Raw genomic sequence first — 25,363 nt, 5'->3', positions numbered from 1 at the left:
TACCATGGGAAACTATATTTTATCAATTGATCAGGGTACAACGAGCTCGCGGGCCATCCTGTTCAACCGCGATGGAGAAATTGTTGAAACCGCACAGAAGGAATTTCAACAATACTTTCCAAAAAGAGGATGGGTGGAGCATGATGCCAATGAAATCTGGACATCTGTGCTTGCCTGTATTTCCGATGTGCTCCGCCTTGCGGATGTAGACGCCGGGGACATTGCTGGAATCGGTATCACAAACCAGCGGGAAACGACCGTCGTGTGGGATAAACGTACAGGAAAACCGATCTACAAAGCCGTCGTCTGGCAGTCCAGACAGACCCAGGGCATTTGTAACGAACTAAAGGAGCAGGGCCTGGAAGATACATTCCGTGAGAAAACGGGTCTATTGCTGGATCCTTATTTTGCAGGGACGAAAGTGAAATGGATCCTGGACAATGTAGACGGAGCAAGAGAAAAAGCCGAAAACGGGGACCTGCTGTTCGGAACGATCGATACGTGGCTCGTTTATAAGCTGTCCGGCCAGAAGGCCCATGTTACGGATTATTCCAACGCTTCCCGTACGCTTATGTACAACATTTATGATTTGGAATGGGACAAGGAGCTCCTGGAACTGCTGAACGTTCCAGAAAGCATGCTTCCTGAAGTGAAAGAGTCCTCTGATGTCTATGCTCATACCATTGATTATCATTTCTACGGAAAAGAAGTACCGATCGCAGGGATTGCCGGGGACCAGCATGCGGCTCTGTTCGGACAGGCCTGCTTTGAAAAAGGAATGGCTAAAAATACTTATGGCACCGGTGGGTTCATGTTAATGAATACCGGGGAAGAACCTGTCAAGTCCAATCACGGTCTGCTTACAACACTGGCCTGGGGGCTGGATGGTAAAGTCGAATATGCTCTGGAAGGCAGTATCTTCGTTTCTGGTTCAGCCATCCAGTGGCTCCGTGACGGTCTGCAGATGATCAAATCTTCTCCTCAAAGTGAAGAGGTTGCAGGAGAAGTGAATTCTGCTGACGGTGTGTATGTGGTGCCGGCCTTTGTTGGTCTTGGAACACCGTATTGGGACAGTGAAGCGCGCGGAGCTGTCTTCGGTCTGACACGGGGAACAACCAAAGCCCACTTTGTAAGAGCAACGCTCGACTCGCTGGCCTATCAAACGAAAGATGTGGTCAATGCTATGGTGGAAGACTCCGGTCTTGAATTGAAAACGCTCCGGGTGGACGGCGGTGCTGTGAAAAATAATATGCTGATGCAGTTCCAGAGTGACCTGCTTGATGTGAACGTGGAACGTCCGGAAATCAATGAAACGACAGCGCTTGGAGCTGCCTACCTTGCCGGTCTTGCAGTTGGTTTCTGGGAAGACCGCCGTGAAATCGAAAATCAATGGAAGGTGGAGCGTGAATTCCAGCCAAGTATGGAGGAAAAGAAAACGCAGACACTATATAAAGGATGGCAGAAAGCTGTGGAAGCTACCCGGGTCTTCAAGCCTGAAGAATAAATCTTTGACACGTGTCCGCTCTCTGATATAATAAAAGTACAAGTTGATGGACACGGTCGGAGACGCGGAGAGACCACGAAGCTTTATGCACAGCATAAGGAGTTTCGTGGTCTCTTTTTTTATGCCACAGTGTCTAAAGAACATTCCCACACATAACTTTCGACATTTTCGGGAATATCCGTACCAGACCATTAAATGAAGACAACGGAAGAAGGAGAGATCGATATGCAATCATTTTCAAGCTTGGAAAGACAACGTCAATTTGAACGCTTGACTCAGGAAGAGTGGGACGTACTCGTCATCGGGGGAGGAATTACCGGCTCTGGAATCGCACTGGATGCGGCCAGCCGCGGCATGAAAACAGCGGTTGTTGAAATGCAGGACTATGCAGCCGGAACATCCAGCCGCTCCACGAAGCTCGTACACGGCGGCCTGCGTTACTTGAAGCAGTTTGAAGTTAAAATGGTGGCAGAAGTAGGAAAAGAGCGGGAGATCGTATATGAAAACGGCCCGCACGTAACCACTCCAGAATGGATGCTGCTTCCATTCCACCAGGGCGGAAACTTCGGCCCGTTCTCTACGAACATCGGCCTGCGCGTCTATGATTATCTTGCTGGTGTTAAGAAATCCGAACGCCGCTCCATGATGAGTGCGGAAGAAGCCCTTAAGCGTGAACCTCTCATTAAACAGGACGGCTTAAAAGGTGCTGGGTATTACGTAGAGTACAAGACAGATGATGCCCGTCTGACTCTTGAAGTCATGAAAAAAGCAGTCGAATATGGTGCCAACTCTTCCAACTACTCCAAAGTCGTGGACTTTATCTATAGTGATGAAGGCAGAATCGTTGGAGCAGTAGTGGAGGATTTAATCACAGGAGAACAGTATAACGTGAAAGCGAAGAAAATCATCAATGCGGGCGGTCCATGGGTGGATGAGCTTCGTGAAATCGATGGCTCCAAGAAAGGGAAAACCCTGCAGCTGACCAAAGGTGTTCACCTTGTATTCGATCAGTCTGTATTCCCGCTGAAGCAGGCGATTTACTTCGACAGTCCGGACGGTCGTATGATTTTCGCTATCCCGAGAAACGGTAAAACGTATATCGGTACAACGGATACGGTGTACGATCAGGATATTTCCCACCCGACGATGACGGAAGAAGACCGCGATTATATTATCAAAGCAATGAACTATATGTTCCCGACCGTCAAAGCGACGAAAGAAGATGTGGAATCCAGCTGGGCCGGCCTTCGTCCTCTTATTCATGAGGAAGGCAAAGATCCATCTGAGATTTCCCGTAAAGATGAAATTTTTGTTTCTGATTCCGGTCTGATTTCCATGGCTGGTGGGAAGCTGACAGGTTACCGTAAGATGGCTGTGACTGCCGTGGATCTTGTCCGCGATCAGTTGATGGAAGAAACCGGCGTCCGCTATTCTGATTCCGAGACGAAGCGCATGGCTATTTCCGGAGGAGAAGTTGGCGGTTCTAAAGGATTCAAGCAGTTCAAGGAAGAACGCTTGAAAATCGCTGAATCCATTGGTATCGATAAAGAGGAAGCAGATAAACTGATCCAGCTTTATGGTGCCAACGTGGATAAAGTGTTCAATAACTTCCAAAACCGTAAGCAGGAAGCGGAGAACGAAGGCATCGATCCAATCGTCTTTGCTCAGCTTGCTTACGCGCTTGAAGAGGAAATGACCTTCAAACCGGTGGACTTCTTCGTCCGTCGTACCGCGGCCCTGTTCTTCAACATCCAATGGGTACGCGATCATAAGGACAGCGTTATTGACTACATGGCTGAATCCTTAAACTATACAGATGAGCAGAAGAAAGAATATACCGAGCAGCTTGATCAGCTTCTAAAAGAAGCCGTTACGCCTATTGAATATGTATAAGTAATCAAACCCGTCCTCTCCGGAGGACGGGTTTTCAAGTTCTCGGGGAAATCGGTGCTGCGAATTCATCAACCGACAAATGCACGGCCTCGGAATGGCCTTATTTTCATAAGCTAACAAGCAAACGGATTCTATGGTACATTCTCCGCCAAATGTCACGCAGGATTTTTCCATTGGATTCAAAAATCTTCCCGTATTGTTTGATAGATGGGGAGGAGGATGCATACTCCTTTCTTCTTCCTGTCCTCTTATAAGACCAGTTTTTTCTGAAACTTTTTCCTTGTTTGCTGCGTAGAACATAGAAAAGGGGGAAAAGGTATGATGGACATTCGGTCATTGATATTGAAAGATGCGGGAAGACAGTTGATCACGGGTGGGGTTCTGCTGGTTTTGGGTATGTTCTTTCTTTTTTCCATCCTATTATACCAGGAGGCATCCTTTATCCTTTCTCTTTTTTACTTCCCCTTGTTCTTTGTAACGGGAGCAGGATTGTTTGCAACGGGTATACAGGATTTCAAAAAATTACGGCATACGACAATCCAGACTGCGGAGTTCGGTCCTGAATACACTTATCCCCTTTTTCCGAAGCGCATGTACCTTGGGCAGCAGGATATTAGAAATGATCAAGCTGGTCTTTATGATATGAATGGGGAACGATATGCACGGGCGGAGGAAGAACACCATTGGAAGTATAAACCGGCCGCTGTCATTTCAAGCTGGCTTTCTTTTCCTTCTATTAAATCAGGTTCTTTTGTTTGTAAAGATGATTATGATGCGTCCCAGTACCGCCTTGAGAAAAAGGGCGGCTTCCAATGGCGCGGTTATATTCAGAACGAAGCCGGCAGGTATACGGCTTATACGAAAGAGTGGAAAGGGACGGATGGAAAGCGGATCATCGGTTTTATTGAAGGACCTAACCTCCGGTGGCAGCTTAAAGGAGACCGTTACCTCGGCTGGTACAAGGTGACAGATGAAAACGGCAGGATCTGGGCGGAGATTAAGCAGGGAGCTATTCCGACCGAAGCGGCCGACCGTTTCGGGAACATGCCGGGTTTTATCATAGAATGGTCTGTAAGGGAGCAGGTTCCTTCCTCCCTTGTTGCTTTTCTATTTTTATTTCAATACGGGAATTATTAAACACCAGCCAACGCTGGTGTTTTTAATTTCCAAAATTTTATAGTTGAAGGTGACGTTAACGTAAATGGTATAGTGTAATTGTTGGAAAATTCATTCAATGAGAGGCGCTGCAGATGAGAGACGGACTGTCGATTAAGGATGTAGCTGACACGTTTGATGTAACGAAGCGGACGATCCGGTATTACGAAGAGATCGGCTTAATCAGGCCGGAACGGAACCTCCAGGGACGGAGGGTCTTCTCCACGGGGGACCTCACAAGAATCCGACTCATATTCCGTGGCAAAAAGTATGGCTTTCATCTGGAAGAAATCAAGGAAATGATCGAACTATTTGATCAAGACCCTTCCGGAGTGAGCCAGTTGGAAAGGACCATGTCTTACGGGAGGGAAAAGATGGAGGAAGTGGACATCAGGATCCGTGAATTATCGGAATTAAAGGAGGAAATGGACACTTGGATGGCAAGGTTTGAGCAGGAATTGAGGGAGCGGAGAGGAGAATCGCTGTGAATGTATCAGAAATGCTGGCTTATCAGGCAAGGAAATACCCGGATAAAGATGGATTGATTTCACCCGATCGACGGTTGAGCTATAAGGAATGGGATGAACAGGTGAATCAGATGGCCCGCGCCTTTATGAGACTTGGTGTAGAACGGGGGGATAAAATTGTCATTCACATGCCGAACACAATCGAGTTTATCGTGAGCTACTTTGCAGCTCACCGGGCGGGAGCGGTGGTCGTTCCCATTCATGCCCGGCTGATAGAGAAGGAAGTTTCCTATATTTATGATCACAGTGATGCAGTCGTCCTGCTTACACATGAACAGACGTGGCCACAAGTCAAAGGGCTTGCAGAAGACAAAGTGGGAACCTTTATTAAAACCGGGGTGTCCCGGGGGAACTGGCTCTCCTACTCCGCTCTTCTGGCTCAGGAAGAGGGGGTGGAAATCGTGAATGATGCCTCTGAAGAGGAGGAGGCTTCCATTTTGTATACGTCGGGAACAACCGGGACGCCAAAAGGAGTAGTATTTACGCACAAAAACATAGTAAGCGTTTCCATTATGATGGCCATCGAAATGGAGATGAAAGCTTCGAGCCGGATTCTTCATATGATGCCACTCAGCCATTCCGCTCCGCTTCACTTGTTTTTAACCGCAGGTACCTATGTCGGAGCTGCTCATGTTACAGCCCCATCATTTACGCCTGATCTTTTGCTGGAACTCGTATCCAGAGAGAAAACGACGCATTTCTTCGGGGCGCCTGTCGCCTATTTAATGACAGCGAGACATCCGGATGTTGCTGATACAGACATGAGCTGGATGAAACACTGGATTTATGGAGGGGCGCCGCTTTCCCGTACGGAGGTGGATTTCATACAAGAACAGTTGGACACAGAGAGCCTGTACTGTGTATATGGATTAACAGAAGCCGGTCCCAACGGTACTCTTCTGCTTCCGTCAGAGCATGAAAGAAAAGCAGGCAGTATCGGACAGCGTGCGGCTCTCAACTGTGAAATGAAAATCGCCCGTGACGATGGGCAGGAAACCGAAGCGGGAGAGGTGGGCGAAATCTGTCTGCGGGGAGATGGGGTTATGAAAGCCTACTACAAAGACCCGGAGCTCACCAGAAAAGTCATTCAGGACGGATGGTTGAAAACCGGTGATCTCGCAGTGCGGGATGAGGAGGGGTATGTGTGGGTGGTCGATCGTAAGAAAGATATGATCATCTCGGGAGGTGTCAATATCTATCCGCGGGAAATTGAAACCATCCTCTTACAGCATCCCCTCATTGAGGATGCGGCGGTGACGGGCGTCCCTCATCCCGACTGGGGTGAAACGGTGAAGGCTTTTATCGTTTCGCACGGGAGGATCGATGAATTGGAAGAGGAATGCCGGGGGTTTCTTGAAGACCACTTGGCAGGGTATAAAATCCCGCGGTTGTATGAAGAAGTGCAGGAGCTGCCCCGGAATGCCACAGGCAAGCTGTTGAAGCACAAGCTTCGAGAAGAAAATCAACAGGTTCAGGGGGACCGGTCATGAATTTTTTTGTAAATGACGAAAATCTTCAGCATGTACTAAAGCAATCCTGGAATGAACCTTTTCAGGAATGGGCCTTCCCCAAGCTGGAAAATTACGGCGCGTTGTGTGCTCACGACATTGATGAGCGCGCGGCGTACACGGACAGAGATGGGCAGCCTGTTTTGATTAAGTATGACAAGATGGGGCGGGACATTTCCTATGTGCGTCTCAACGAAGGGTACTTGAAGACTGTTCAGGATACCTACAACACGGGTATTGTGGGTTTTGTTCATAAACAGATTCCGGAACTGGGTGTGCCGGGGGATTACACGTATTCCTTTGCACTCGGTTACCTGCTCTCCCAGGCAGAGCCCGGCTTTTATTGTCCGGTCACCCTTACAATGGCTACTGCCTATTTAATCGATCATTACGCTGATGACCAATTGAAAGCTGAGTATCTGCCTCACGTCCTATCCACAGGAGAGGTGGACCTTTTTGAAGGAGCGACTTTCTTAACCGAGCGCCAGGGAGGGTCGGATGTTGGGGCGAATGAAGTCAAGGCCGTGAAGGAGGGGGACGTCTACCACCTTTATGGAGAAAAGTATTTTGCCAGTAATGCCGGTGCCTGTGGCGTCGCTATGGTTCTGGCCAGGATGGAAGGTGCACCGAAGGGGACGAAAGGATTGAGTCTGTTTCTCGTGCCCTGGCGGGGCGGGGATGGACAGTTGAACGGCATTCAAATCCGCCGTTTGAAAGACAAACTCGGAGTCCGGGCTGTTCCATCAGCCGAGGTGGAATTTGCAGGAGCCGAGGCTTACTTAGTAGGAGAGGCGGATAGAGGGTTTTATTACATGATGGAAGCCTTGAACCTTTCCCGGATATGCAATGCTGTGGCTTCGATTGGAATTATGCGCCGCTCAGTCACCGAATCCCTTGCCTATGCGAAAGAACGGGAGGCGTTCGGGGGCAGGCTGATTGACTACCCGATGATTCAGGACACCCTTTCCACTATGACAGTGAAACAGGAAGTAGAAACGCGGGCGGTGTTTCACATGATCCGTGCCTTTGACCGCATGGTTCATGCTCCAGAACACCGTCCGGAAGAAGCGGTGCTGAACCGGCTTCGGATTGCTGTATTAAAAAAGGAATCAGCAGAACAGGCGGTTCACTTTGCCCAGGAAGCCATTGAACTTCATGGAGGCAATGGATATATCGAAGATTTTGTCACTCCACGGCTGCTCCGCGACGCCCAGGTGCTTACAGTCTGGGAGGGGACGGCGAACATCCTCGGCCTTGAGGTTCTCCGGCTGTTCCATAAGTATCAGGCCCACCAGCTGTTTTACGACGAGCTTAAAGCACGAATGGATGTCTTGGTAGAAGATGAGGATGTCCGGGCGGTCGACGGATACTTGGAAGATTTTCATGAAGAAGCCATCCGGATGATGCAGATGAAGGAACGGGAGCAGACCCTTTACAGCAAACGCCTCGCCAAAAGGATGGCTCTGCTCTATGAAGGGGTCACCGCGCTGGAGATGAAAAGAGAAGGCGGACGCACAGAAAAGGCCGCCGGCTTGTATCTCCATCTGCATTTTCACCGTGAATCAAACGTGGAACATCCATTGGTCCTTCAGTATGCAGATGATCTGTTATACCGGACGGCCGTTAAACCTTAAACAGACAGTCCCCTCTTACAGGGGGCTGTTTTTCGTTGGGCGGCTGAACCGGTTTTTTTCAAAAGATTCTGTTATGATAGGGAAGAATGTATTCGGGTAGGAATTCTTGTTTGACGCGCAATCTTTATCATGTTAGCATATTAGCAAGCTAAAGGATTTGATGAAAGGATGGGTTCCATTGGTCAAACGTCTGATGTTTGAAAAACCTTTGGGAATGCGGGACACGCTTCCCTTTTTTTATAAACAAAAATCAAAAGCAAGAAGAAATTTATCGGAAACGATCCTATCTTACGGCTATTCGTTTATGGATACGCCGATTATGGAATATCACGATACCGTCGGTCAGGTGAGTGCCACACTTGATCAGCAGCTGTTCAAGCTGCTGGACCAGCAGGGGCATACCCTTGTGCTCCGTCCGGATTTGACGGCTCCCATTGCGCGTGTGGCAGCTTCTCAGCTGAAAAACAGCGAGTTCCCTCTCCGTCTGGCCTATGACGGTCCGGTCTTCCGTGCTCAGCAGGCAGAAGGAGGAAAGCCTGCTCAGTTTGAACAAGTGGGAACAGAACTCATTGGCGATCATTCTTCCTATGGAGACGCAGAAGTGATTGCTCTTCTTGTTGACTCCTTAAAGCAGACGGGGCTGGACGACTTTGTCATTACGGTCGGACACATCGGGTACGTCAAAGCCTTTTTCAACGATCTGCTTGGAGATGATCAGGAAACGATTGATGAGCTGCTGAACTACCTTTACCGAAAAAATTATGTCGGCTATAAAGAAGCCGTCAAATCCCTGGATGCCCAGGCGGATAAAAAACAATCCCTTCTCCAGCTGCTCACGCTGAAAGGCGGAGAAGAAATCTTTGAATACAGCCGCTCGCTTGCTCGCAATCAGTCCTGCATGCAGGCAGTGAATGAATTAAAACAGCTCCACAAGCTTCTGGAGCAGTACGGGGTGCAGCAGTACATTCAGTTTGATTTGAATCTGATCAGTCATATGGATTATTACACCGGGGTCCTGTTTGAAGGCTATGCCCCTCACCTGGGAGCGATGCTCTGCAATGGCGGGCGCTACGATACTCTCCTGCCTTCTTTCCAGCTCAATGCATCGGCAACAGGGTTCGCCATTCATTTGGAGCGTTTAGTGGAAGCCTTGGATGACCAGGAGGACGAAGATGAGCGCATGGCTGTCATTGTGGACGATGACTCACACAGCCGCGGCATTGAAGAAGCGAAGAAATACCGACGGGAAGGGTACGCGGTTCTGCTGCAGCACGTGGATCAGATCCCTGATATCCGAGCTTTCCAGCAGGAGCTTTCCAAAACGGTTGATTTAACGAAAAAAGGAGGGAAATCAGAATGAGTAAGCCTTTGACAATTGCCATGCCGAAAGGACGAATCTATAAAGAAGCAGCGGCTCTTATGGAAAAGGCCGGCTATGAACTTGGAGCCGACCTCGATGATTCCCGTAAATTGATCCTTGAGTTTCCGGACCAGAACATCCGGGTCATGATGGCTAAACCGATGGATGTTGTCACGTATGTAGAATACGGAGCGGCTGATATCGGCATTGCCGGTAAGGACGTCCTTTTGGAACAGGACCGGGATGTCTATGAAGTGCTGGACTTGAAAATCAGCCCATGCTACGTAGCGGTTGCCGGTCTTCCGGATCAGCCGCTGAGCCGGATTGCACCTAAAATTGCAACCAAATATCCGAAGGTCGCCTCCGATTATTTCCGTGAACAGGGGGAGCAGATTGAAATCATTCCCTTGAATGGATCGATTGAGCTTGCGCCATTGATCGGACTTGCGGATCGTATTGTCGATATCGTATCCACCGGGCGGACATTGAAGGAAAACGGCCTTGTCGAGTATGAAAAGATTGCCGATATTACTTCGCGTCTGATCGTGAACCCTGTCAGCTACCGGCTGAAAAGTACAGAGATTGAACAGATGGTTACCAACTTAAGTGAAGTGATGGAGGGGATCCGGACATGAGAATCATCAATAGAACGGACCTGCCTTCGTTAAAGCGCAGTGTTGACCAGGGGACAGAAGAGCAGCGGAAATCTGTCCAAAACATTATTGCCCGCGTGAAACAAGAGGGTGACAAGGCTGTACATGCCTTTACAGAACAGTTCGACAGAGTCACGCTTGAGAAAATGAAAGTGACAAAAGAAGAGTTTGAACAAGCCTATGAATCCGTCGATGGAGAGTTTGTCAGCATCCTGGAAGAAGCGGCGGCTAACATCCGCTCCTTCCATGAGAAACAAAAAACCTCCTCATGGTTCGATACGAATCCAGATGGAACGCTGCTCGGGCAGAAGATTACACCGATCGATGCTGCCGGCGTTTACGTGCCGGGGGGAACAGCAGCTTATCCATCTTCAGTATTCATGAACGTCATTCCTGCTCAAGCAGCCGGCGTGGAAAAGATCGTCATGGTAACCCCGCCCGGGAGAGACGGGCAAGTGCCTGCCGGTGTGCTGCTTGCAGCCCACATCCTCGGCGTGGAACATGTGTATAAAGTGGGGGGAGCCCAGGCGGTTGCCGCTCTTGCCTATGGTACGGAAACGATTCCGGCTGTCGATAAAATCACAGGACCGGGGAATGTTTTTGTAGCCCTTGCCAAGCGGGAGGTGTTCGGGGATGTCGATATCGATATGATTGCCGGACCGAGTGAAATCGCAGTGCTCGCTGATGAGACAGCGAAAGCAGAAGAAATTGCTGCTGATCTGTTGTCCCAGGCGGAACACGACGCCCGTTCCTCCAGTGTCCTTGTAACGACAAGCTCGAGACTTGCAGAGGACGTCAAAGAAGCGGTGCTGGAACAGGTAGAGAAGCTTCCACGGAAGGAAATTGCAGGAAAGAGCGTCGAAGACTACGGGATGATCGTTTTGTGCAGGGATCATGAAGAAGCGGTTGCGGCCGTCAATGAAATGGCGCCGGAGCACCTTGAAGTGATGACCGCATCGCCTTTTGATGACCTCGGGAAGATTAAGCATGCGGGAGCGATCTTCCTCGGTCCCTACAGCAGTGAGCCGGTGGGGGATTATTTCGCTGGACCGAACCATGTCCTCCCGACCAACGGGACAGCCCGTTTTTCCAGCCCGCTGAATGTCGATGATTTTGTGAAAAAATCGAGTATCATTTCCTACAGTGAACAGGCCTTGAAGACGAATGCAGACAAAATTGCCCGTTTCGCCAGACTGGAAGGCCTTGAAGGCCACGCGCGGGCCGTCGAAATCAGAAAGGAGCGCTGGACATGACAGAACAACGCAACGCCAGCATTGAACGAAAAACAAGAGAAACAGATATCAGCCTCGATTTCACGATCGACGGACAAGGGAAGGCGGATTTGGACGTACAGGTTCCCTTTCTTTCCCACATGCTGGAGCTGTTCACTAAGCACGGCCTTTTTGATCTGACGGTCAGAGGCTATGGAGATGTGGAGGTGGACGACCACCATTTAACCGAGGATATCGGCATCTGCCTCGGCCAGACGCTGCGGGAGGCGGTAGGCGATAAATTCGGAATGAAACGCTATGGGTCGATGACCCTCCCGATGGATGAAACGCTCGTCACGGTAGCCGTTGACTTAAGTGACCGCCCTCATCTGGAATGGCGTGCAGAACTTCCGAAAGACCGGGTAGGGACCTTTGATACCGAAAATGTCCATGAATTTTTCTGGAAGTTTGCGGTAGAAGCAAGAATGAATCTGCATATCGTCCTTCACCACGGACACAATACCCACCACATTATTGAAGCCATGTTCAAAGCCTTGGCACGTGCGCTGGATGAAGCTACACAGATTGATCCACGGGTACAGGGAGTGCCGAGTACGAAGGGGAGTTTGTAAACATGATCGGTGTGATTGATTACGGCATGGGAAACCTCTTCAGTGTTTCGAAAGCACTGGAGCGTTTGAATATTGAATACAAAATCGGGGACCGACCTGATCAGCTTCACGGATGTGACGGCTATATCCTGCCTGGAGTGGGAGCTTTCCCTGATGCAATGAAAGCCTTGGCAGAGCACCAGTTTATCGGTTTCATCCACCAGAAAGTGGACGAAGGAGTGCCGTTGTACGGCATCTGTCTTGGCATGCAGCTGCTTTTTGAAAGTAGTGAGGAAGGCGGCTGGACAGATGGACTGGGTATTTTCCCAGGGACCATCCGCCGCTTTTCGGGAATCGATGAAAACGGCCGGGCCTACAAAGTACCTCACATGGGATGGAATCAGATGAACATCCGCCGTCCGGAAAAAGAGCTGTTGACCGATGTGGAGAACGAGTACGTCTATTTCGTTCACTCCTATGCGGCCGTCACTGAGGACGAGGATATTTTATATGCCACGGCGGATTATCACACCGACGTACCGGCCATAGTGGGACGGGACCACGTCGTGGCCAGTCAGTTCCACCCGGAAAAAAGCGGTCGTGCAGGGATGCAGCTGTTGGAAAACTTCTGCCGGATGATGTGCAGACAATAAGGAGGGGCACGAGATGAGTTTTACGATTTATCCTGCTATCGATATGCGCGGCGGAAAATGTGTGCGGTTGGAGCAGGGAGACTTTGATAAAGAGACCATTTATGGGGAAAATCCCTTTGAGATTGCCGAACAGTTCGCAGAAGCCGGAGCATCATGGATCCATATGGTGGATCTGGATGGAGCGAAAGAAGGATCCAGACAGAATGCTGAATTTGTGCTCCAGGCAGCCGGAAAACTGAACAGCCGCATTCAAATTGGCGGCGGTATTCGTTCTGAAGCAGATGTGAAATATTATCTGGACCAGGGTGTCGACCGCGTCATTATAGGTTCCCTTGCTGTCAGTGATATTGAAACAACGAAAGAGCTGCTGGCCGAATACGGCAGCCGCATCGCCATCGGGCTTGATGCAAGAGATGGGTATGTCTCCACAGCCGGATGGCTGGAGCAGTCGGAAATCAAGGCGGTCGATCTGGCGAAAGAGCTTGTGGAAGCCGGCGCCCGCACATTCATCTATACAGATATAGCTAAAGACGGAATGCTGGCAGGACCGAATACAAAGGAAATCGTCCGTCTGGCTGAGGAAGCCGGGGTGGATGTCATCGCTTCCGGAGGCATCAAGGACCTTGGTGATCTTCAGGAATTAAAACAGTACCGTGATCGGAATGTAGCAGGATCGATCGTAGGGAAGGCGCTTTATACGAACCAGTTCACCTTGGAAGATGCCCTCGATTTGGAGGTGGAGTAATGCTTTCCAAACGAATTATTCCATGTCTTGATGTAAAAGAAGGGCGGGTCGTCAAAGGGATCCAGTTTGTCGATATCAGAGACGCCGGGGATCCAGTTGAACTCGCCAAAGTCTATGATGAGCAGGGAGCCGATGAGCTCGTTTTCCTTGATATATCGGCCAGTCACGAAGGGAAGAAAACGATGATTGATGTCGTCCGCTCGGTCGCCTCCGAGCTTGCCATTCCTTTTACTGTCGGTGGTGGTATCCGTACACTTGAGGATATTAAAGAGACATTGAGAAACGGAGCCGATAAAGTGTCCTTGAATTCATCTGCCGTCCAGCGTCCTGAATTAATTACCGAAGGTGCCGATTATTTTGGCAGCCAGTGCATCGTCGTCGCGATTGATGCGAGATATGACGAACCATCCGATAACTGGGTCGTTTATACCCACGGAGGCCGGACGCCGACCGAGTGGTCTCTCACCGATTGGGCGCAGGAAGCGGTGAAGCGTGGAGCGGGTGAAATTCTGCTCACTTCCATGAACAAGGATGGAGAGAAGACTGGTTTTGACCTGCCGATGCTGGAAGCTGTTCAAAACGTCGTAAGCGTACCGGTCATTGCTTCCGGTGGTGCCGGCTCCAGTGAGCATTTTTATGATGTGTTTACAAAGGTGGATGCGGATGCGGCCCTCGCGGCTTCCATTTTCCACTATAAAGAAACTTCTGTAGGAAACGTGAAACGTTACTTAAAAGATAAAGGGGTGCCGATCCGATGAACATCAATGAAGTGAAATTTGACGAGCAGGGCCTGGTACCGGCGATTGTCCAGGACGAGCGCTCAAAAGAAGTATTGACCCTCGCTTATATGAATAAGGAATCTCTCGAAAAAACACTGGAGATTGGAGAAACGGTCTTTTACAGCCGTTCCAGAAAAGAACTGTGGCACAAAGGGGAGACGTCCGGAAATACGCAGCAGGTGAAACAGATCAAGTACGACTGTGATCAGGACGCTCTGCTCGTGCAGGTGATTCCGGCCGGACCAGCCTGTCATACGGGAAGCTACAGCTGTTTTTCTGAAACACTGACCGGTGACCAGAAAGAAGCAAAAGAAAACCGCTACGCCATTCTTGATGAGCTCCAGTCGGTACTTGCCGAGCGGAAATCTCTTCTACCAGAAGGCTCTTACACGTCCAAGCTTTTCCAGGAAGGTGTGGACCGGATTGCCAAGAAAATCGGGGAAGAAGCCGGAGAAGTGATCATAGCGGCTAAAAACGATGACCCGGCTGAGATGGCACTGGAATCTGCCGATCTGATTTTCCACCTGCTTATGATTCTGACAGACCGAGGTGTACCGCTAGATGATGTCCTGCGTGTGCTGGAGGAAAGACATTCCTAAGAGGGATTCCTTTTTTCTCCTATTTCTATCTTCCTATTTATGTTATACTGCATAATTAGTGAGATTTGATACGTATTAGGGGGACAGTCATGACAACATCAGTAAAAGGGACAGCGGCACGACAGAATACGAATGTTATCCCATTTCTGCCTTCAGGTAAGTTTTATTTTACCCATGGGATCCAGGCTTTCCAAAAGCGTCGTTTCAATGCCGCTGTCAAGTGGCTGAAGAAAGCTATCGAAGCCTCTCCCGAAGAACCTCTATACCCATGCCAGCTTTCAGTGGTCTACACGGAAGTTGGCTCTTATCATGCGGCCAACCAGGTGTTGACGGAAGTGCTCGCCAATTTCGGTAAGGAATACGTCGACTGCTATTACTTGATGGCGAACAATTACGCTCATCTTGGTCTGCTCAGTGATGCGAAAAAATACGTGGACACGTACCTCGAACAACCAGGTGATGGGGAATTTGAGGAAGCAGCTGAACAGTTAAAGGAAATGCTGGATTCGCTTGAGGAAGAGGAAGAAGAGGATGAGGACGAGTGGGCTTTCGAAGATGAAGATGAGCTTTTGATTTATCAGGAAACCGCCTTTTATCATTTGGAACAGGAAGAGTGGGAGCAGGCGCTTCAGCTTCTTGAAGAAATGATGGACATGTTCCCTGAGTTTACGATGGCGAAGCATAAATATGCCTTCGCTCTTTATATGAACGGCAGCGAGGAAGAAGCGGTGAACCTCGAGCGCTCGATTTTAGCTGAGGACCCCTCTGACATTCACAGCCACGTGAATCTTGCCGTATTCCATTTGAAAAATGGGCAGCAGGAAGAAGCGATGCATCATATCCATCAGCTGCGCAACGTCTTTCCTATGCACGATCAGCAGAAGCTGGCCGTAGCCGAGACACTGGCGCGCGCAGGGTTTTATCAGGAATCCATCGAACGGTTCCGGGCACTGAAGGATAGACAGGTTGTGAGAAGACGGGTGTACTACAAATGGTACAGCATCGCACTTTATCATACGGGGCAGCCGGCGAAGGCTCTTCAAATGTGGGAAAAGGGCTGCAGGCAGTTCCCTTCCATGGCTGAGGAAGGCGGGCCCTGGTCGGATCAGGTATAACAACCACGGGTAGAGGAAACAGCAGGGTCTTTCTCTCTGACCGGAAACGCTGAAGCAGATCTTTGCTGAAGAGGAGAAACTTTTCTTCGAAGGTCTGTTTTCGTATGTATGTGCTGCCATGATAGGATGCGGTCTGTCCCTGTCCTGCTGCGGCTTAAGAGCCTCCCGCTCCTCTTATAAGCACATTAATGGACGGTTTTCGTATGATTTACTATGATATGTACAGGAAACAACAAGTGATTTGGAATCATAAGGAGTTGAAGATAGATGAGTGAAGAACGTATTTATGATGTAATTATCGCTGGCGCCGGTCCCGCTGGTATGACAGCAGCCGTTTATACATCTCGTGCGAATCTGGATACGCTCATGATCGAGCGCGGAATTCCGGGCGGACAGATGGCCAATACAGAAGATGTAGAAAACTACCCGGGCTATGAAAGCATTCTAGGACCGGACCTTTCTAATAAAATGTTCGACCATGCGAAGAAGTTCGGGGCAGAATATGCCTATGGCGATATTAAAGAAGTGATCGACGGGAAAGAATATAAAACAGTGAAGGCAGGCAATAAAGAGTACAAAGCCCGTGCGGTCATCGTAACGACAGGTGCCCAGTACAAAGAACTCGGCGTCCCTGGTGAAAAAGAGCTTGGTGGACGCGGTGTATCCTACTGCGCCGTATGTGATGGGGCTTTCTTCCGGGATAAAGAGCTTGTCGTTGTCGGCGGCGGAGACTCTGCCGTTGAAGAAGGCGTGTACTTGACCCGCTTTGCGAGCAAAGTAACGATTGTACACCGCCGTGACGAACTGCGCGCTCAGAAAATTCTTCAGGATCGTGCCTTTGATAATGACAAAATTGATTTCATCTGGGATACAGTTGTCAAGACCATCAATGATCAAGATGGGAAGGTCGGCAGCGTCACGCTTCATAACAGAAAAACGGATGAAGAATATGATTTCGATACCAACGGAGCTTTCATCTATATCGGAATGATCCCGTTGAGCCAGCCGTTCACAAGCCTTGGTATTACAAACGAGCAGGGCTACATTGAAACGGACGAAACTATGGAAACGAAAGTGCCGGGCGTCTTCGCAGCTGGAGACATCCGTGAAAAAGAACTGCGTCAGATTGTTACAGCAACAGGTGACGGCAGTATTGCAGCCCAGTCTGCACAGCACTATATTGAGAATCTTCTAGAGGAATTAAAAGTCGTCAATTAAAGATATAATATTTTAACGCTGATGTAACATCTGTGAAACATTCTTTTGTTACGCTTAAGATAATTAATTGACCCCCTTTTAATAGAGTTCGCTCTATAAGACACAGGTGCTCCTCATCTGTGTCTTTTTTTTATGATCAAGTCTTGAACGTTGTCTTTCTCACAAAGAGGTCCATTCGGAAAATCAGCTCATAATATTGTTGCCGTGTGTGTATTCATTGTATAATGGGGGGAGATGCCCTCCTGACAGAAAATGAGGTGACGACGAACGATGCAGCGTGTAGCCAATTGTGTTTTACGTTCAAAAGACAAAGTATTGATGCTTAAAAAACCGCGCAGAGGCTGGTATGTAGCTCCTGGAGGAAAGATGGAACCAGGAGAAAACATTAAGGATTCAGCTGTGCGTGAGTTTAAAGAAGAAACAGGACTTGATATTGAAAACCCTGAACTGAGGGGATCTTTTACTTTTATTATGAGGGAAGAGGAAAAGACGGCTCAGGAATGGATGATGTTCACCTTTTATACAACGAGTTATACAGGTGAACTGCTTGAGGAAAGTGAAGAAGGTGAACTGGAATGGGTCCCTGTCGATGAAGTGCTGAACAAGCCCATGGCTGAGGGTGACCGTGAGATATTCAGACATATTTTAAGCAGTGATCACCAACTTTATGGAACATTTGTATATACGACGGATTTCAAACTGATCGATCAGGACCTGGATCCGTCATGACCTGACGAATGGGGAGCGATGGAGATGCATGTAGATGCAAACGAAACTCAGCTGGTAATTATTACTGGAATGTCAGGGGCAGGGAAAACCGTGGCTGTTCAAAGCTTTGAAGATCTCGGTTTTTTTTGTGTGGACAACCTGCCGCCTGCCCTACTGCCTAAATTCCTGGAATTGATGAAGGACTCGAGCAACAACATACAGAATGTGGCGCTTGTCATGGATTTGAGAGGGCGGGAATTTTTCGATGCGCTTTTTGATTCCCTGGACAAACTGGGGAAAGAAAACTGGCTGCAGGAGCATATTCTTTTCCTTGATGCAGAGGACCAATCCCTCGTTTCAAGGTATAAAGAAACACGCCGTTCCCACCCGCTTGCCAAAGAAGGACTTCCTCTTGAGGGAATCCGTAAAGAACGAAAAATGCTTGATGAGCTGAGGGGACGTTCCCAGACGATCATAGATACCACTTCATTGAAACCAAAGGAACTGCGGGAGCGCATTATTGAAAGCTACCGACAGAAAGAGCAGCAGGTGTTTTCGGTTCAGATGGTGTCCTTCGGCTTCAAATACGGGGTGCCGATTGACGCGGATTTAATGTTTGACGTGCGTTTCCTTCCAAATCCCCATTACGTGGAACAGATGCGTCCGCTGACAGGTCTGAATTCAGAGGTGTCCTCTTATGTGTTCAAATGGAGCGATACACAGAAGTTTCTGGAAAAGCTGAAGGATCTGCTTCAGTTCATGCTTCCCCAGTATAAACGGGAAGGCAAAAGTCAGCTTGTTGTCGCCATCGGCTGTACCGGAGGCCAGCACCGTTCTGTAGCTTTGGCGGAGCATCTATCCGAATATTTTTCAAGCGATTTCGTGACCCACGTAACCCACAGGGATATCGAAAAAAGGAAGGGTTTGTAATAGATGGATTCAAAGACGAAACCGCGTGTCGTCGTCATCGGAGGCGGCACCGGTATGCCCGTCCTCCTGCGGGGACTGAAAAAATTACCTGTTGATCTTTCAGCCATCGTAACGGTTGCTGATGACGGGGGGAGTTCAGGAAGACTCCGAACGGAAATGGCCATCCCTGCTCCGGGAGATATCCGAAATGTGGTAGCTGCTCTGTCAGATGCAGAGCCTATGCTGCTCGACTTGTTTCAGCACCGTTTCTCCAACGGAAACGGTCTTTCCGGCCATTCTATGGGAAATCTCCTTCTGGCAGCCATGGCGTCCATGACAGGGGATTTTTATAAAGGGATTAAGGAAATCTCCCGGGTGTTGAATGTCCGTGGAAATATCTATCCCATTGCCAACCACAGCATGAACCTTCACGCGGAAATGGAAGACGGGACGATCGTAACCGGCGAATCAAGCATACCGAAACAAGGAAAACGAATAAAACGGGTGTTTGTCAGTCCTACACCGGTCCAGCCGCTTCCGGAAGCCGTGGAAGCCATCCAATCGGCAGATTTAATTGTCATCGCTCCGGGCAGTCTATATACGAGCATCCTGCCGAACATTATCATTCCTGAAATCGGTCATGCGCTGAAAGAAACGAAGGCAAAAGTAACGTATATCTGCAACGTTATGACCCAGGAAGGCGAAACATCCGGCTATTCTGCAGGTGATCATATCCAGGCACTGGTTGATCATATCGGCCGTGACGTGGTACAGTCAGTAATTGTGCACAACAGACCGATTGATCAGCATGTCCGTAAAAAATATGCCGAAGAAAATGCTGAACCGGTGATTTATGATATAGACCGGATCAAATCGATGGGTGTCCAAGTGATTGAAGAAGATATTATTGATCATGATAAAGTGATGCTGCGCCATGATACAGCTAAATTGGCGCGTCTTTTACATTCCATGCTCTAAGAAAGAGATTGTTGTTAGGAAAGGGGGGATCGGAATGTCCTTTGCATCTGAAATTAAGAAAGAGCTGACCAACGTAGAAGCAGATATGGGATCGATGGAAGCGGAACTGGCTGCGCTCGTACGGATGAATGGAACGTTCTCCTTATCGAACCGCCAGTACATTCTGGATGTGCAGACGGAAAACGCGGCTATTGCCCGCAGGATCTATACACTGATCAAGAAGATTTACCCATACCCTGTTGAACTTCTTGTGCGTAAAAAAATGCGTTTGAAGAAGAATAATGTATATATTGTAAGACTTGCGGAAAAGGCGGATGTTGTTTTGGAGGACCTTGAAATACTAAAAGGACCGTTATCGATAAACCCCAATATTCCGCAGAAGTATTTGAAAGATACGAGTTGTAAACGGGCGTATTTGAGAGGGGCCTTTCTTGCCGGAGGTTCTGTCAATAATCCGGAAACTTCTTCTTATCATCTGGAAATTTATTCTGCTGATGAGGAACACAACGAGGCGTTGTGTAAGCTGATGAACAGCTTTGACCTGCATGCCCGCACGCTGAGCAGGAAAAAAGGATACATCACTTACTTGAAAGAAGCCGATAAGATCACAGAGCTGATCAGCAACATCGGCGCCCATCAGGCGTTATTCAAGTTTGAAGATGTCCGGATTGTAAGAGACATGAGAAATTCCGTAAACCGTCTGGTGAACTGCGAGACGGCCAATCTGAATAAAACCATTGGGGCGGCTTTCCGCCAGGTGGAGAATATAAAATTCATCAAACGGACAGTAGGACTGGAGGCTCTTCCGGATAAGCTTCAGGAGATTGCTTCCCTTCGTCTTGAGTACCAGGAAGTTTCACTGAAGGAACTAGGGGAATACGTTTCAGGCGGAACAATCAGTAAATCCGGCATTAACCACAGACTGAGAAAAATTGATGAATTCGCTGACCGGGTTAGAAAAGGTGAAGTCACAGAAAAGTCCAGAAACTGATTCATCTTCGGATTCATTCGTGCTATAATAAAAGACAATTATAACGCTTTCGTAAGGAGAGCGTTCTTTTTTCACCCATTTGATAACGCTTACAAAAAGTGGTGTGAACAAGAAAGGAGAATGACCAGTGTTGGAAAAAACGATTAAAATCGAATTGGAAACCGGCCTTCAGGCAAGACCTGCTGCCTTGTTTGTTCAGGAAGCTAATAAATTTTCCGCGGACATCTTCATTGAAAAAGAGGAAAAACGTGTGAATGCAAAAAGTATCATGGGGTTAATGAGTCTTGCGGTAGGCACCGACGAAGAAGTGAAAATTATCGCAGACGGGTCTGATGAAGAACAGGCCATTCAAATGTTAACGGCATTTGTGCAGCCTGCGTAAGCTTCATTATGTGAATCAATGAACGTGTCGAATAAGAGAACGTTCTCATATAAAACATAAAAAATCCGCTGGAACTCCAGCGGATTTTCAAGAGATGTTATTAAACGTTCTTTTCCATCACTTTGTCGATTAGTCCGTACTCAACAGCTTCGTGTGCAGACATGAAGTTGTCACGGTCTGTATCGCGTTCGATGACCTCATACGGCTGACCTGTGCGTTCGGCAAGAATCTGGTTCAGTTTCTCGCGCATTTTGATGATACGCTTTGCGTGGATTTCAATGTCAGAGGCCTGACCCTGTGTACCGCCTAGTGGCTGGTGGATCATGACTTCACTGTTTGGAAGAGCGTAACGCTTCCCAGGCTCACCAGCGTTCAGAAGGAAAGCACCCATAGATGCTGCCATACCTGTGCAGATGGTAGATACGTTCGGCTTGATGAACTGCATCGTATCGTAGATCGCCATTCCTGCAGTAATGGAACCACCTGGTGAGTTAATGTATAGGGAAATATCTTTTTCAGGGTCATCTGCTGCAAGGAACAACAGCTGAGCTACAACAGAGTTCGAGATGTTGTCATCGATCGGGCTGCCGAGCATAATGATCCGGTCTTTAAGTAAGCGGGAGTAGATGTCATAAGCACGCTCTCCCCGGTTTGTTTGTTCAATAACTGTAGGGACTAAATTCATTGTAAGTTCCTCCTTATCATCACTTGATTATCTTTGAGATACATTCATCATACCTTTAAGGTCAATAAAGGTCAAACAAAAACAATCGACGATATCCGCAGCCGTTAAATCAGACGGAAGAGACGGATTCCTTCTACCATCATACCCTTAATTGTCTGTAATAAACGTAGGATATAAAAATCCGTGGAACATCCGATGACCTTCTATGTACATGTTTAAAGATCTCATTTCCTGGTCACTGTGCAGGAAGGGCCCGTGGAGTTCCAGGGCCCCGGCGGATCGTTTTATCATAAGTATACGTACCAAAAGAAATTATTTTTCAAAAACGGGTTGCGTAATCAGTGGTCATTCATTATAATAGTATTTGCATGTCGCTTCTGCGCCTGTAGCTCAGTCGGATAGAGCGGTAGATTCCGGTTCTACGTCAGTCGGGGGTTCGAATCCTCTCAGGCGCGCTGTCTAAAATAGACCTTCCTTTTGGAAGGTCTATTTTTTTATTCCCTGTATTATTATGGTACAATAATAGTAGGATAAAGCAGACAGTTACATGCATGTTATTTAAACATCTTATGAACAGTAATCTTACGACAGTTATACGAACGTTTATTTGGGTAAGTTATTCCAATGTAGTTTCTAAATGAGGCGTCGTATGTTATGATTATTTTATGTACTGTAGGACTTTTCGCTTTATTTAGAAGAGGGGTATCTATGACAAACCTAATCCGTTACAAAATCTTGGCGACCGAACAAGTGTCTGAAGACCGGCGGATTCACGTGTTTGATATGCAGAAGCAGCAGAAGTTGTCGTTTAATTACGAGTTACTGAAAAGAACTCCGGAAAACTATGTAGGCGAAGGGTTGGCGGAATTTTTACATCGCAGAAAACTCAAAATCGATAATGGCTTTTATGATAAAAAAGGGCACGCATCTTGAATGTGTGTCCTTTTTATTGTGAGATGGGAACAAGTCCTGTACAAAAGAGATAGAATAAGGGGAGGGGATGGCATGCAGACAGTCGTTCTGTATAGGAAGAACGGATGCACGTTGTGTGATGAAGTGAGGGCCTTGTTGTCTTTGTTTTCTGTGGAAGTGTCAGAAGTAGACATCGAAACAGACGCGGAGCTCCATGAGAAGTATTTTCTCGAAATACCAGTCGTGAGGATCAATGAGGAGGAACTGGACTATCGGACCATTGATTACTTTGAGCTGCAAAAGCGTTTACAATAAAAAACCATGGGTTTTCTGCTTGCACCCGTACCCCCTCACTGTTAAGATAAAAAATGTAATGAGATATTTTTTTGCTCCTAGCGGGACATAATATGACTACCTGGGACGTAATTCATCCCAGTCGGCAGTTTTTATCAAAGAAGGGGCTTTTTCCATGCGAGCGTTCATCGATCTACAAAAAAAATTATTCCCTGATGTCCTGGACGTTATTCAGAGGCGCTATCAGCTGCTTCATTACATCCAGATCATGCAGCCCGTCGGAAGAAGAGCATTGGCTGAAAACGTCAATCTTGCCGAACGGACGGTACGCAGCGAGGTGGACTTCTTAAATCAGCAGGGAGCTGTTGAAATTACATCAAGAGGCATGCATCTCAGCTATGAGGGGCAGAACATCCTTGAGCAGCTGGCTGAATTTATAAAGGAAGTTACAGGCATTAAGGTTTTGGAGCAACAGTTGAAGGATAAATTAAATCTGGATTACGTTGTTGTTGTTCCTGGTGATAGTGATGAGCTCAATTGGGTAAAACAAGAGATGGGAAAAGCTTGTGTCCAGTATTTGAAAGACCATATGAGTCCTGAACAGGCCATTGCCATTACAGGTGGAACAACGATGGCATCCGTTGCCCAGATGATGACCTCATTCAAGGGCGCCGATCAATGCCTGTACGTACCTGCCAGAGGCGGGCTGGGTGAAAGAGTGGAAAATCAGGCCAATACGATTTGTGCGGAGATGGCAAAAAAAGCAAAGGGCGACTACCGTTTGTTATATGTACCCGACCCGCTGAGCGAGGAATCCTATAAAACGATAAAAGAAGAGCCTTCCATCAAAGAAGTTCTCGACATTATCCGTCATGCCGACATCGTTATCCATGGTGTTGGAGATGCAATGACCATGGCACAACGGAGAAAGACATCTCCGGAGCAGCTGGAGCTGATCCAGCAGTATGAAGCCGTGGGAGAAGCATTTGGATACTATTTCAATCGTATGGGTGAAATCGTTCATAAGGTTCGCACCGTTGGTCTGCAGCTTGAGGATCTGAACAGATCCCGGCATGTCATTGCCGTTGCCGGAGGCCGGTCAAAGGCTCAGGCAATCGCTTCTTATTTTCAGCCCGGACAGAGTAATGTCCTCATCACAGATGAAGGGGCTGCACAAGAGTTAATAAGGGATTTTTCCCTTTAAATAAAATGATTTTTATCATTCAAGGAGGAATTTTGCATGACAGTAAGAATTGGTATTAATGGTTTTGGACGTATTGGACGTAACGTATTCCGTGCTGCACTTAACAACAATGATGTAGAAGTAGTGGCGGTTAACGATCTAACAGATGCGAATATGCTTGCACACCTTCTTCAGTATGACACTGTACACGGTGCTCTTTCTGAAAAAGTAACAACAAACGGTGACAACCTGATTGTTGGCGGCAAAGAAATCAAAGTACTATCTGAAAAAGATCCAGCACAACTTGGCTGGGGCGATCTTGGAGTAGATGTTGTGATCGAATCTACAGGACGCTTCACTCAGCGCGAAGATGCGAAGAAACACATCGACGCCGGTGCTAAGAAGGTCATCATCTCTGCTCCAGCGAAGCAGGAAGACCTTACAATCGTTATGGGTGTTAACGAAGATCAGTATGATAAGGATTCCCATCACGTTATTTCCAACGCTTCCTGCACAACGAACTGCCTGTCTCCAGCAGCGAAAGTTCTTGATGAGAAGTTCGGTCTTAAGCGTGGTATGATGACAACGATCCACTCTTACACAAACGACCAGCAAATCCTTGACCTTCCACACAAAGACTACCGTCGTGCGCGTGCTGCAGGTCAAAACATTATCCCAACAACTACTGGTGCGGCACAAGCTGTTGCAAAAGTACTTCCACACCTTGATGGTAAACTAAGCGGAATGGCGATGCGTGTACCAACAATGAACGTATCTATCGTTGACTTCGTTGCGGAACTTGAAAAAGACGTAACAGCTGAAGAAGTAAACGAAGCACTTCGTGAAGCTGCTGAAGGCGACCTTAAAGGTGTTCTTGCTTACAGCGACGAGCCACTTGTATCTTCTGACTACAATGGCAACACGAACTCTTCCATCATTGATGGTCTTTCTACAGCAACTCTTGAAAACAACATGGTTAAAGTTGTCACTTGGTACGACAACGAAACTGGTTACTCCAACCGTTGCGTAGACTTGGCTGTATACCTTAAAAACCAAGGCTTGTAATATCTGAGTCTTTTTAGAAAATACTAGGAAAAGAAGGAAAGGAGGAGGTCTCATGTCCTCCTCCTTTATCCTTGTTTTTCTGTTTTCTGCT

The 25,363-nt window shown here is 47.9% G+C and carries 25 protein-coding genes, 1 tRNA gene and 1 pseudogene; 26 read left to right on the top strand and 1 reads right to left on the bottom strand.

The annotated features are described in order from the left end of the window. Positions 1–4 precede the first annotated feature (4 nt). From glpK to ACXAGL_RS02710, 21 genes are all read left to right on the top strand, one after another. Positions 5–1,504 carry a glycerol kinase GlpK gene (glpK, locus tag ACXAGL_RS02810; protein ID WP_474989682.1) on the top strand — a complete coding sequence of 500 codons (1,500 nt, stop codon included), beginning with the start codon at positions 5–7 and terminating at the stop codon, positions 1,502–1,504. 225 nt (positions 1,505–1,729) lie between these two features. Beyond that, on the top strand, positions 1,730–3,397 hold the full coding sequence (locus ACXAGL_RS02805; protein ID WP_474970432.1) for a glycerol-3-phosphate dehydrogenase/oxidase: 1,668 nt from the start codon (positions 1,730–1,732) through the stop codon (positions 3,395–3,397). 318 nt (positions 3,398–3,715) lie between these two features. Next, positions 3,716–4,534 (top strand): hypothetical protein, encoded by an 819-nt coding sequence (locus ACXAGL_RS02800; protein WP_474971064.1) that lies wholly within the window; start codon positions 3,716–3,718, stop codon positions 4,532–4,534. 113 nt (positions 4,535–4,647) lie between these two features. Continuing rightward, positions 4,648–5,040, top strand: coding sequence for a MerR family transcriptional regulator (locus ACXAGL_RS02795; RefSeq protein ID WP_474969388.1), 393 nt, complete (start codon positions 4,648–4,650; stop codon positions 5,038–5,040). Further along, on the top strand, positions 5,037–6,569 hold the full coding sequence (locus ACXAGL_RS02790) for a class I adenylate-forming enzyme family protein (protein WP_474969387.1): 1,533 nt from the start codon (positions 5,037–5,039) through the stop codon (positions 6,567–6,569). Before ACXAGL_RS02795 ends, ACXAGL_RS02790 begins: the two co-directional genes overlap by 4 nt. Further along, a complete protein-coding gene (locus ACXAGL_RS02785; RefSeq protein WP_474969386.1) occupies positions 6,566–8,221 on the top strand; it encodes an acyl-CoA dehydrogenase family protein in 1,656 nt (551 codons plus the stop codon). The genes ACXAGL_RS02790 and ACXAGL_RS02785 overlap by 4 nt, the downstream gene beginning before the upstream one ends. A 178-nt stretch (positions 8,222–8,399) precedes the next feature. Beyond that, complete coding sequence (locus ACXAGL_RS02780; RefSeq protein ID WP_474989680.1) at positions 8,400–9,581, top strand: ATP phosphoribosyltransferase regulatory subunit; 1,182 nt, start codon at positions 8,400–8,402, stop codon at positions 9,579–9,581. Continuing rightward, positions 9,578–10,216, top strand: a complete 639-nt coding sequence (gene hisG / locus ACXAGL_RS02775; protein ID WP_027956307.1) for an ATP phosphoribosyltransferase — start codon at positions 9,578–9,580, stop codon at positions 10,214–10,216. The genes ACXAGL_RS02780 and hisG overlap by 4 nt, the downstream gene beginning before the upstream one ends. Further along, positions 10,213–11,487 (top strand): histidinol dehydrogenase, encoded by a 1,275-nt coding sequence (hisD, locus tag ACXAGL_RS02770; RefSeq protein WP_474969384.1) that lies wholly within the window; start codon positions 10,213–10,215, stop codon positions 11,485–11,487. The genes hisG and hisD overlap by 4 nt, the downstream gene beginning before the upstream one ends. Next, on the top strand, positions 11,484–12,077 hold the full coding sequence (hisB, locus tag ACXAGL_RS02765; protein ID WP_474989678.1) for an imidazoleglycerol-phosphate dehydratase HisB: 594 nt from the start codon (positions 11,484–11,486) through the stop codon (positions 12,075–12,077). Before hisD ends, hisB begins: the two co-directional genes overlap by 4 nt. A 2-nt stretch (positions 12,078–12,079) precedes the next feature. Continuing rightward, positions 12,080–12,709 (top strand): imidazole glycerol phosphate synthase subunit HisH, encoded by a 630-nt coding sequence (gene hisH / locus ACXAGL_RS02760; RefSeq protein ID WP_474969382.1) that lies wholly within the window; start codon positions 12,080–12,082, stop codon positions 12,707–12,709. A 13-nt stretch (positions 12,710–12,722) separates the two neighbouring features. Then, positions 12,723–13,454, top strand: coding sequence for a 1-(5-phosphoribosyl)-5-[(5-phosphoribosylamino)methylideneamino]imidazole-4-carboxamide isomerase (gene hisA / locus ACXAGL_RS02755; RefSeq protein ID WP_474969381.1), 732 nt, complete (start codon positions 12,723–12,725; stop codon positions 13,452–13,454). Continuing rightward, positions 13,454–14,212, top strand: coding sequence for an imidazole glycerol phosphate synthase subunit HisF (gene hisF / locus ACXAGL_RS02750; RefSeq protein ID WP_474971068.1), 759 nt, complete (start codon positions 13,454–13,456; stop codon positions 14,210–14,212). The genes hisA and hisF overlap by 1 nt, the downstream gene beginning before the upstream one ends. Next, positions 14,209–14,832 carry a bifunctional phosphoribosyl-AMP cyclohydrolase/phosphoribosyl-ATP diphosphatase HisIE gene (hisIE, locus tag ACXAGL_RS02745; RefSeq protein ID WP_474971069.1) on the top strand — a complete coding sequence of 208 codons (624 nt, stop codon included), beginning with the start codon at positions 14,209–14,211 and terminating at the stop codon, positions 14,830–14,832. Before hisF ends, hisIE begins: the two co-directional genes overlap by 4 nt. 89 nt (positions 14,833–14,921) lie before the next feature. Continuing rightward, positions 14,922–15,947 carry a tetratricopeptide repeat protein gene (locus ACXAGL_RS02740; RefSeq protein WP_474971070.1) on the top strand — a complete coding sequence of 342 codons (1,026 nt, stop codon included), beginning with the start codon at positions 14,922–14,924 and terminating at the stop codon, positions 15,945–15,947. Between the two features lie 267 nt (positions 15,948–16,214). Continuing rightward, on the top strand, positions 16,215–17,165 hold the full coding sequence (gene trxB / locus ACXAGL_RS02735) for a thioredoxin-disulfide reductase (RefSeq protein ID WP_474969377.1): 951 nt from the start codon (positions 16,215–16,217) through the stop codon (positions 17,163–17,165). A gap of 270 nt (positions 17,166–17,435) precedes the next feature. Next, positions 17,436–17,894: an NUDIX domain-containing protein gene (locus ACXAGL_RS02730; protein ID WP_474969376.1), complete on the top strand. Its 459-nt coding sequence runs from the start codon at positions 17,436–17,438 to the stop codon at positions 17,892–17,894. A gap of 24 nt (positions 17,895–17,918) precedes the next feature. Further along, the gene (gene rapZ, locus ACXAGL_RS02725; protein ID WP_474969375.1) at positions 17,919–18,803 is read left to right on the top strand and encodes an RNase adapter RapZ; all 885 of its coding nucleotides are present in this window, start codon (positions 17,919–17,921) and stop codon (positions 18,801–18,803) included. Positions 18,804–18,806: 3 nt separating this feature from the next. Beyond that, entirely contained in the window at positions 18,807–19,760 is a 954-nt protein-coding gene (locus tag ACXAGL_RS02720; protein ID WP_474969374.1) for a gluconeogenesis factor YvcK family protein, read from the top strand. Positions 19,761–19,794: 34 nt separating this feature from the next. Then, the gene (gene whiA / locus ACXAGL_RS02715) at positions 19,795–20,751 is read left to right on the top strand and encodes a DNA-binding protein WhiA (RefSeq protein ID WP_474971072.1); all 957 of its coding nucleotides are present in this window, start codon (positions 19,795–19,797) and stop codon (positions 20,749–20,751) included. 127 nt (positions 20,752–20,878) lie between these two features. Next, positions 20,879–21,133: an HPr family phosphocarrier protein gene (locus ACXAGL_RS02710; RefSeq protein ID WP_281658455.1), complete on the top strand. Its 255-nt coding sequence runs from the start codon at positions 20,879–20,881 to the stop codon at positions 21,131–21,133. 100 nt (positions 21,134–21,233) lie between these two features. On the opposite strand, the pseudogene clpP reads toward ACXAGL_RS02710, so the two are convergent. Next, positions 21,234–21,821: pseudogene (clpP, locus tag ACXAGL_RS02705) on the bottom strand (ATP-dependent Clp endopeptidase proteolytic subunit ClpP); the annotation flags it as partial. A 376-nt stretch (positions 21,822–22,197) separates the two neighbouring features. Between clpP and ACXAGL_RS02700 the strand changes: the two are divergent. The 5 genes from ACXAGL_RS02700 (at position 22,198) to gap (ending at position 25,272) form a co-directional block, all read left to right on the top strand. After that, a tRNA-Arg gene (locus tag ACXAGL_RS02700) sits at positions 22,198–22,273 on the top strand. 253 nt (positions 22,274–22,526) lie between these two features. Then, positions 22,527–22,751, top strand: coding sequence for a hypothetical protein (locus tag ACXAGL_RS02695; protein ID WP_474969372.1), 225 nt, complete (start codon positions 22,527–22,529; stop codon positions 22,749–22,751). A gap of 72 nt (positions 22,752–22,823) precedes the next feature. Further along, positions 22,824–23,045 carry a glutaredoxin family protein gene (locus ACXAGL_RS02690; protein ID WP_474989676.1) on the top strand — a complete coding sequence of 74 codons (222 nt, stop codon included), beginning with the start codon at positions 22,824–22,826 and terminating at the stop codon, positions 23,043–23,045. A gap of 154 nt (positions 23,046–23,199) precedes the next feature. Next, entirely contained in the window at positions 23,200–24,228 is a 1,029-nt protein-coding gene (locus ACXAGL_RS02685) for a sugar-binding transcriptional regulator (protein ID WP_474989674.1), read from the top strand. A 36-nt stretch (positions 24,229–24,264) separates the two neighbouring features. After that, a complete protein-coding gene (gap, locus tag ACXAGL_RS02680; RefSeq protein WP_474969369.1) occupies positions 24,265–25,272 on the top strand; it encodes a type I glyceraldehyde-3-phosphate dehydrogenase in 1,008 nt (335 codons plus the stop codon). Positions 25,273–25,363: the final 91 nt, after the last annotated feature.

Source organism: Halobacillus sp. ABA4_118 (genome assembly GCF_056160205.1).
The sequence above is the reverse complement of the archived record's forward strand: the minus strand, read 5'-3'. Positions and strand labels throughout refer to the sequence as shown.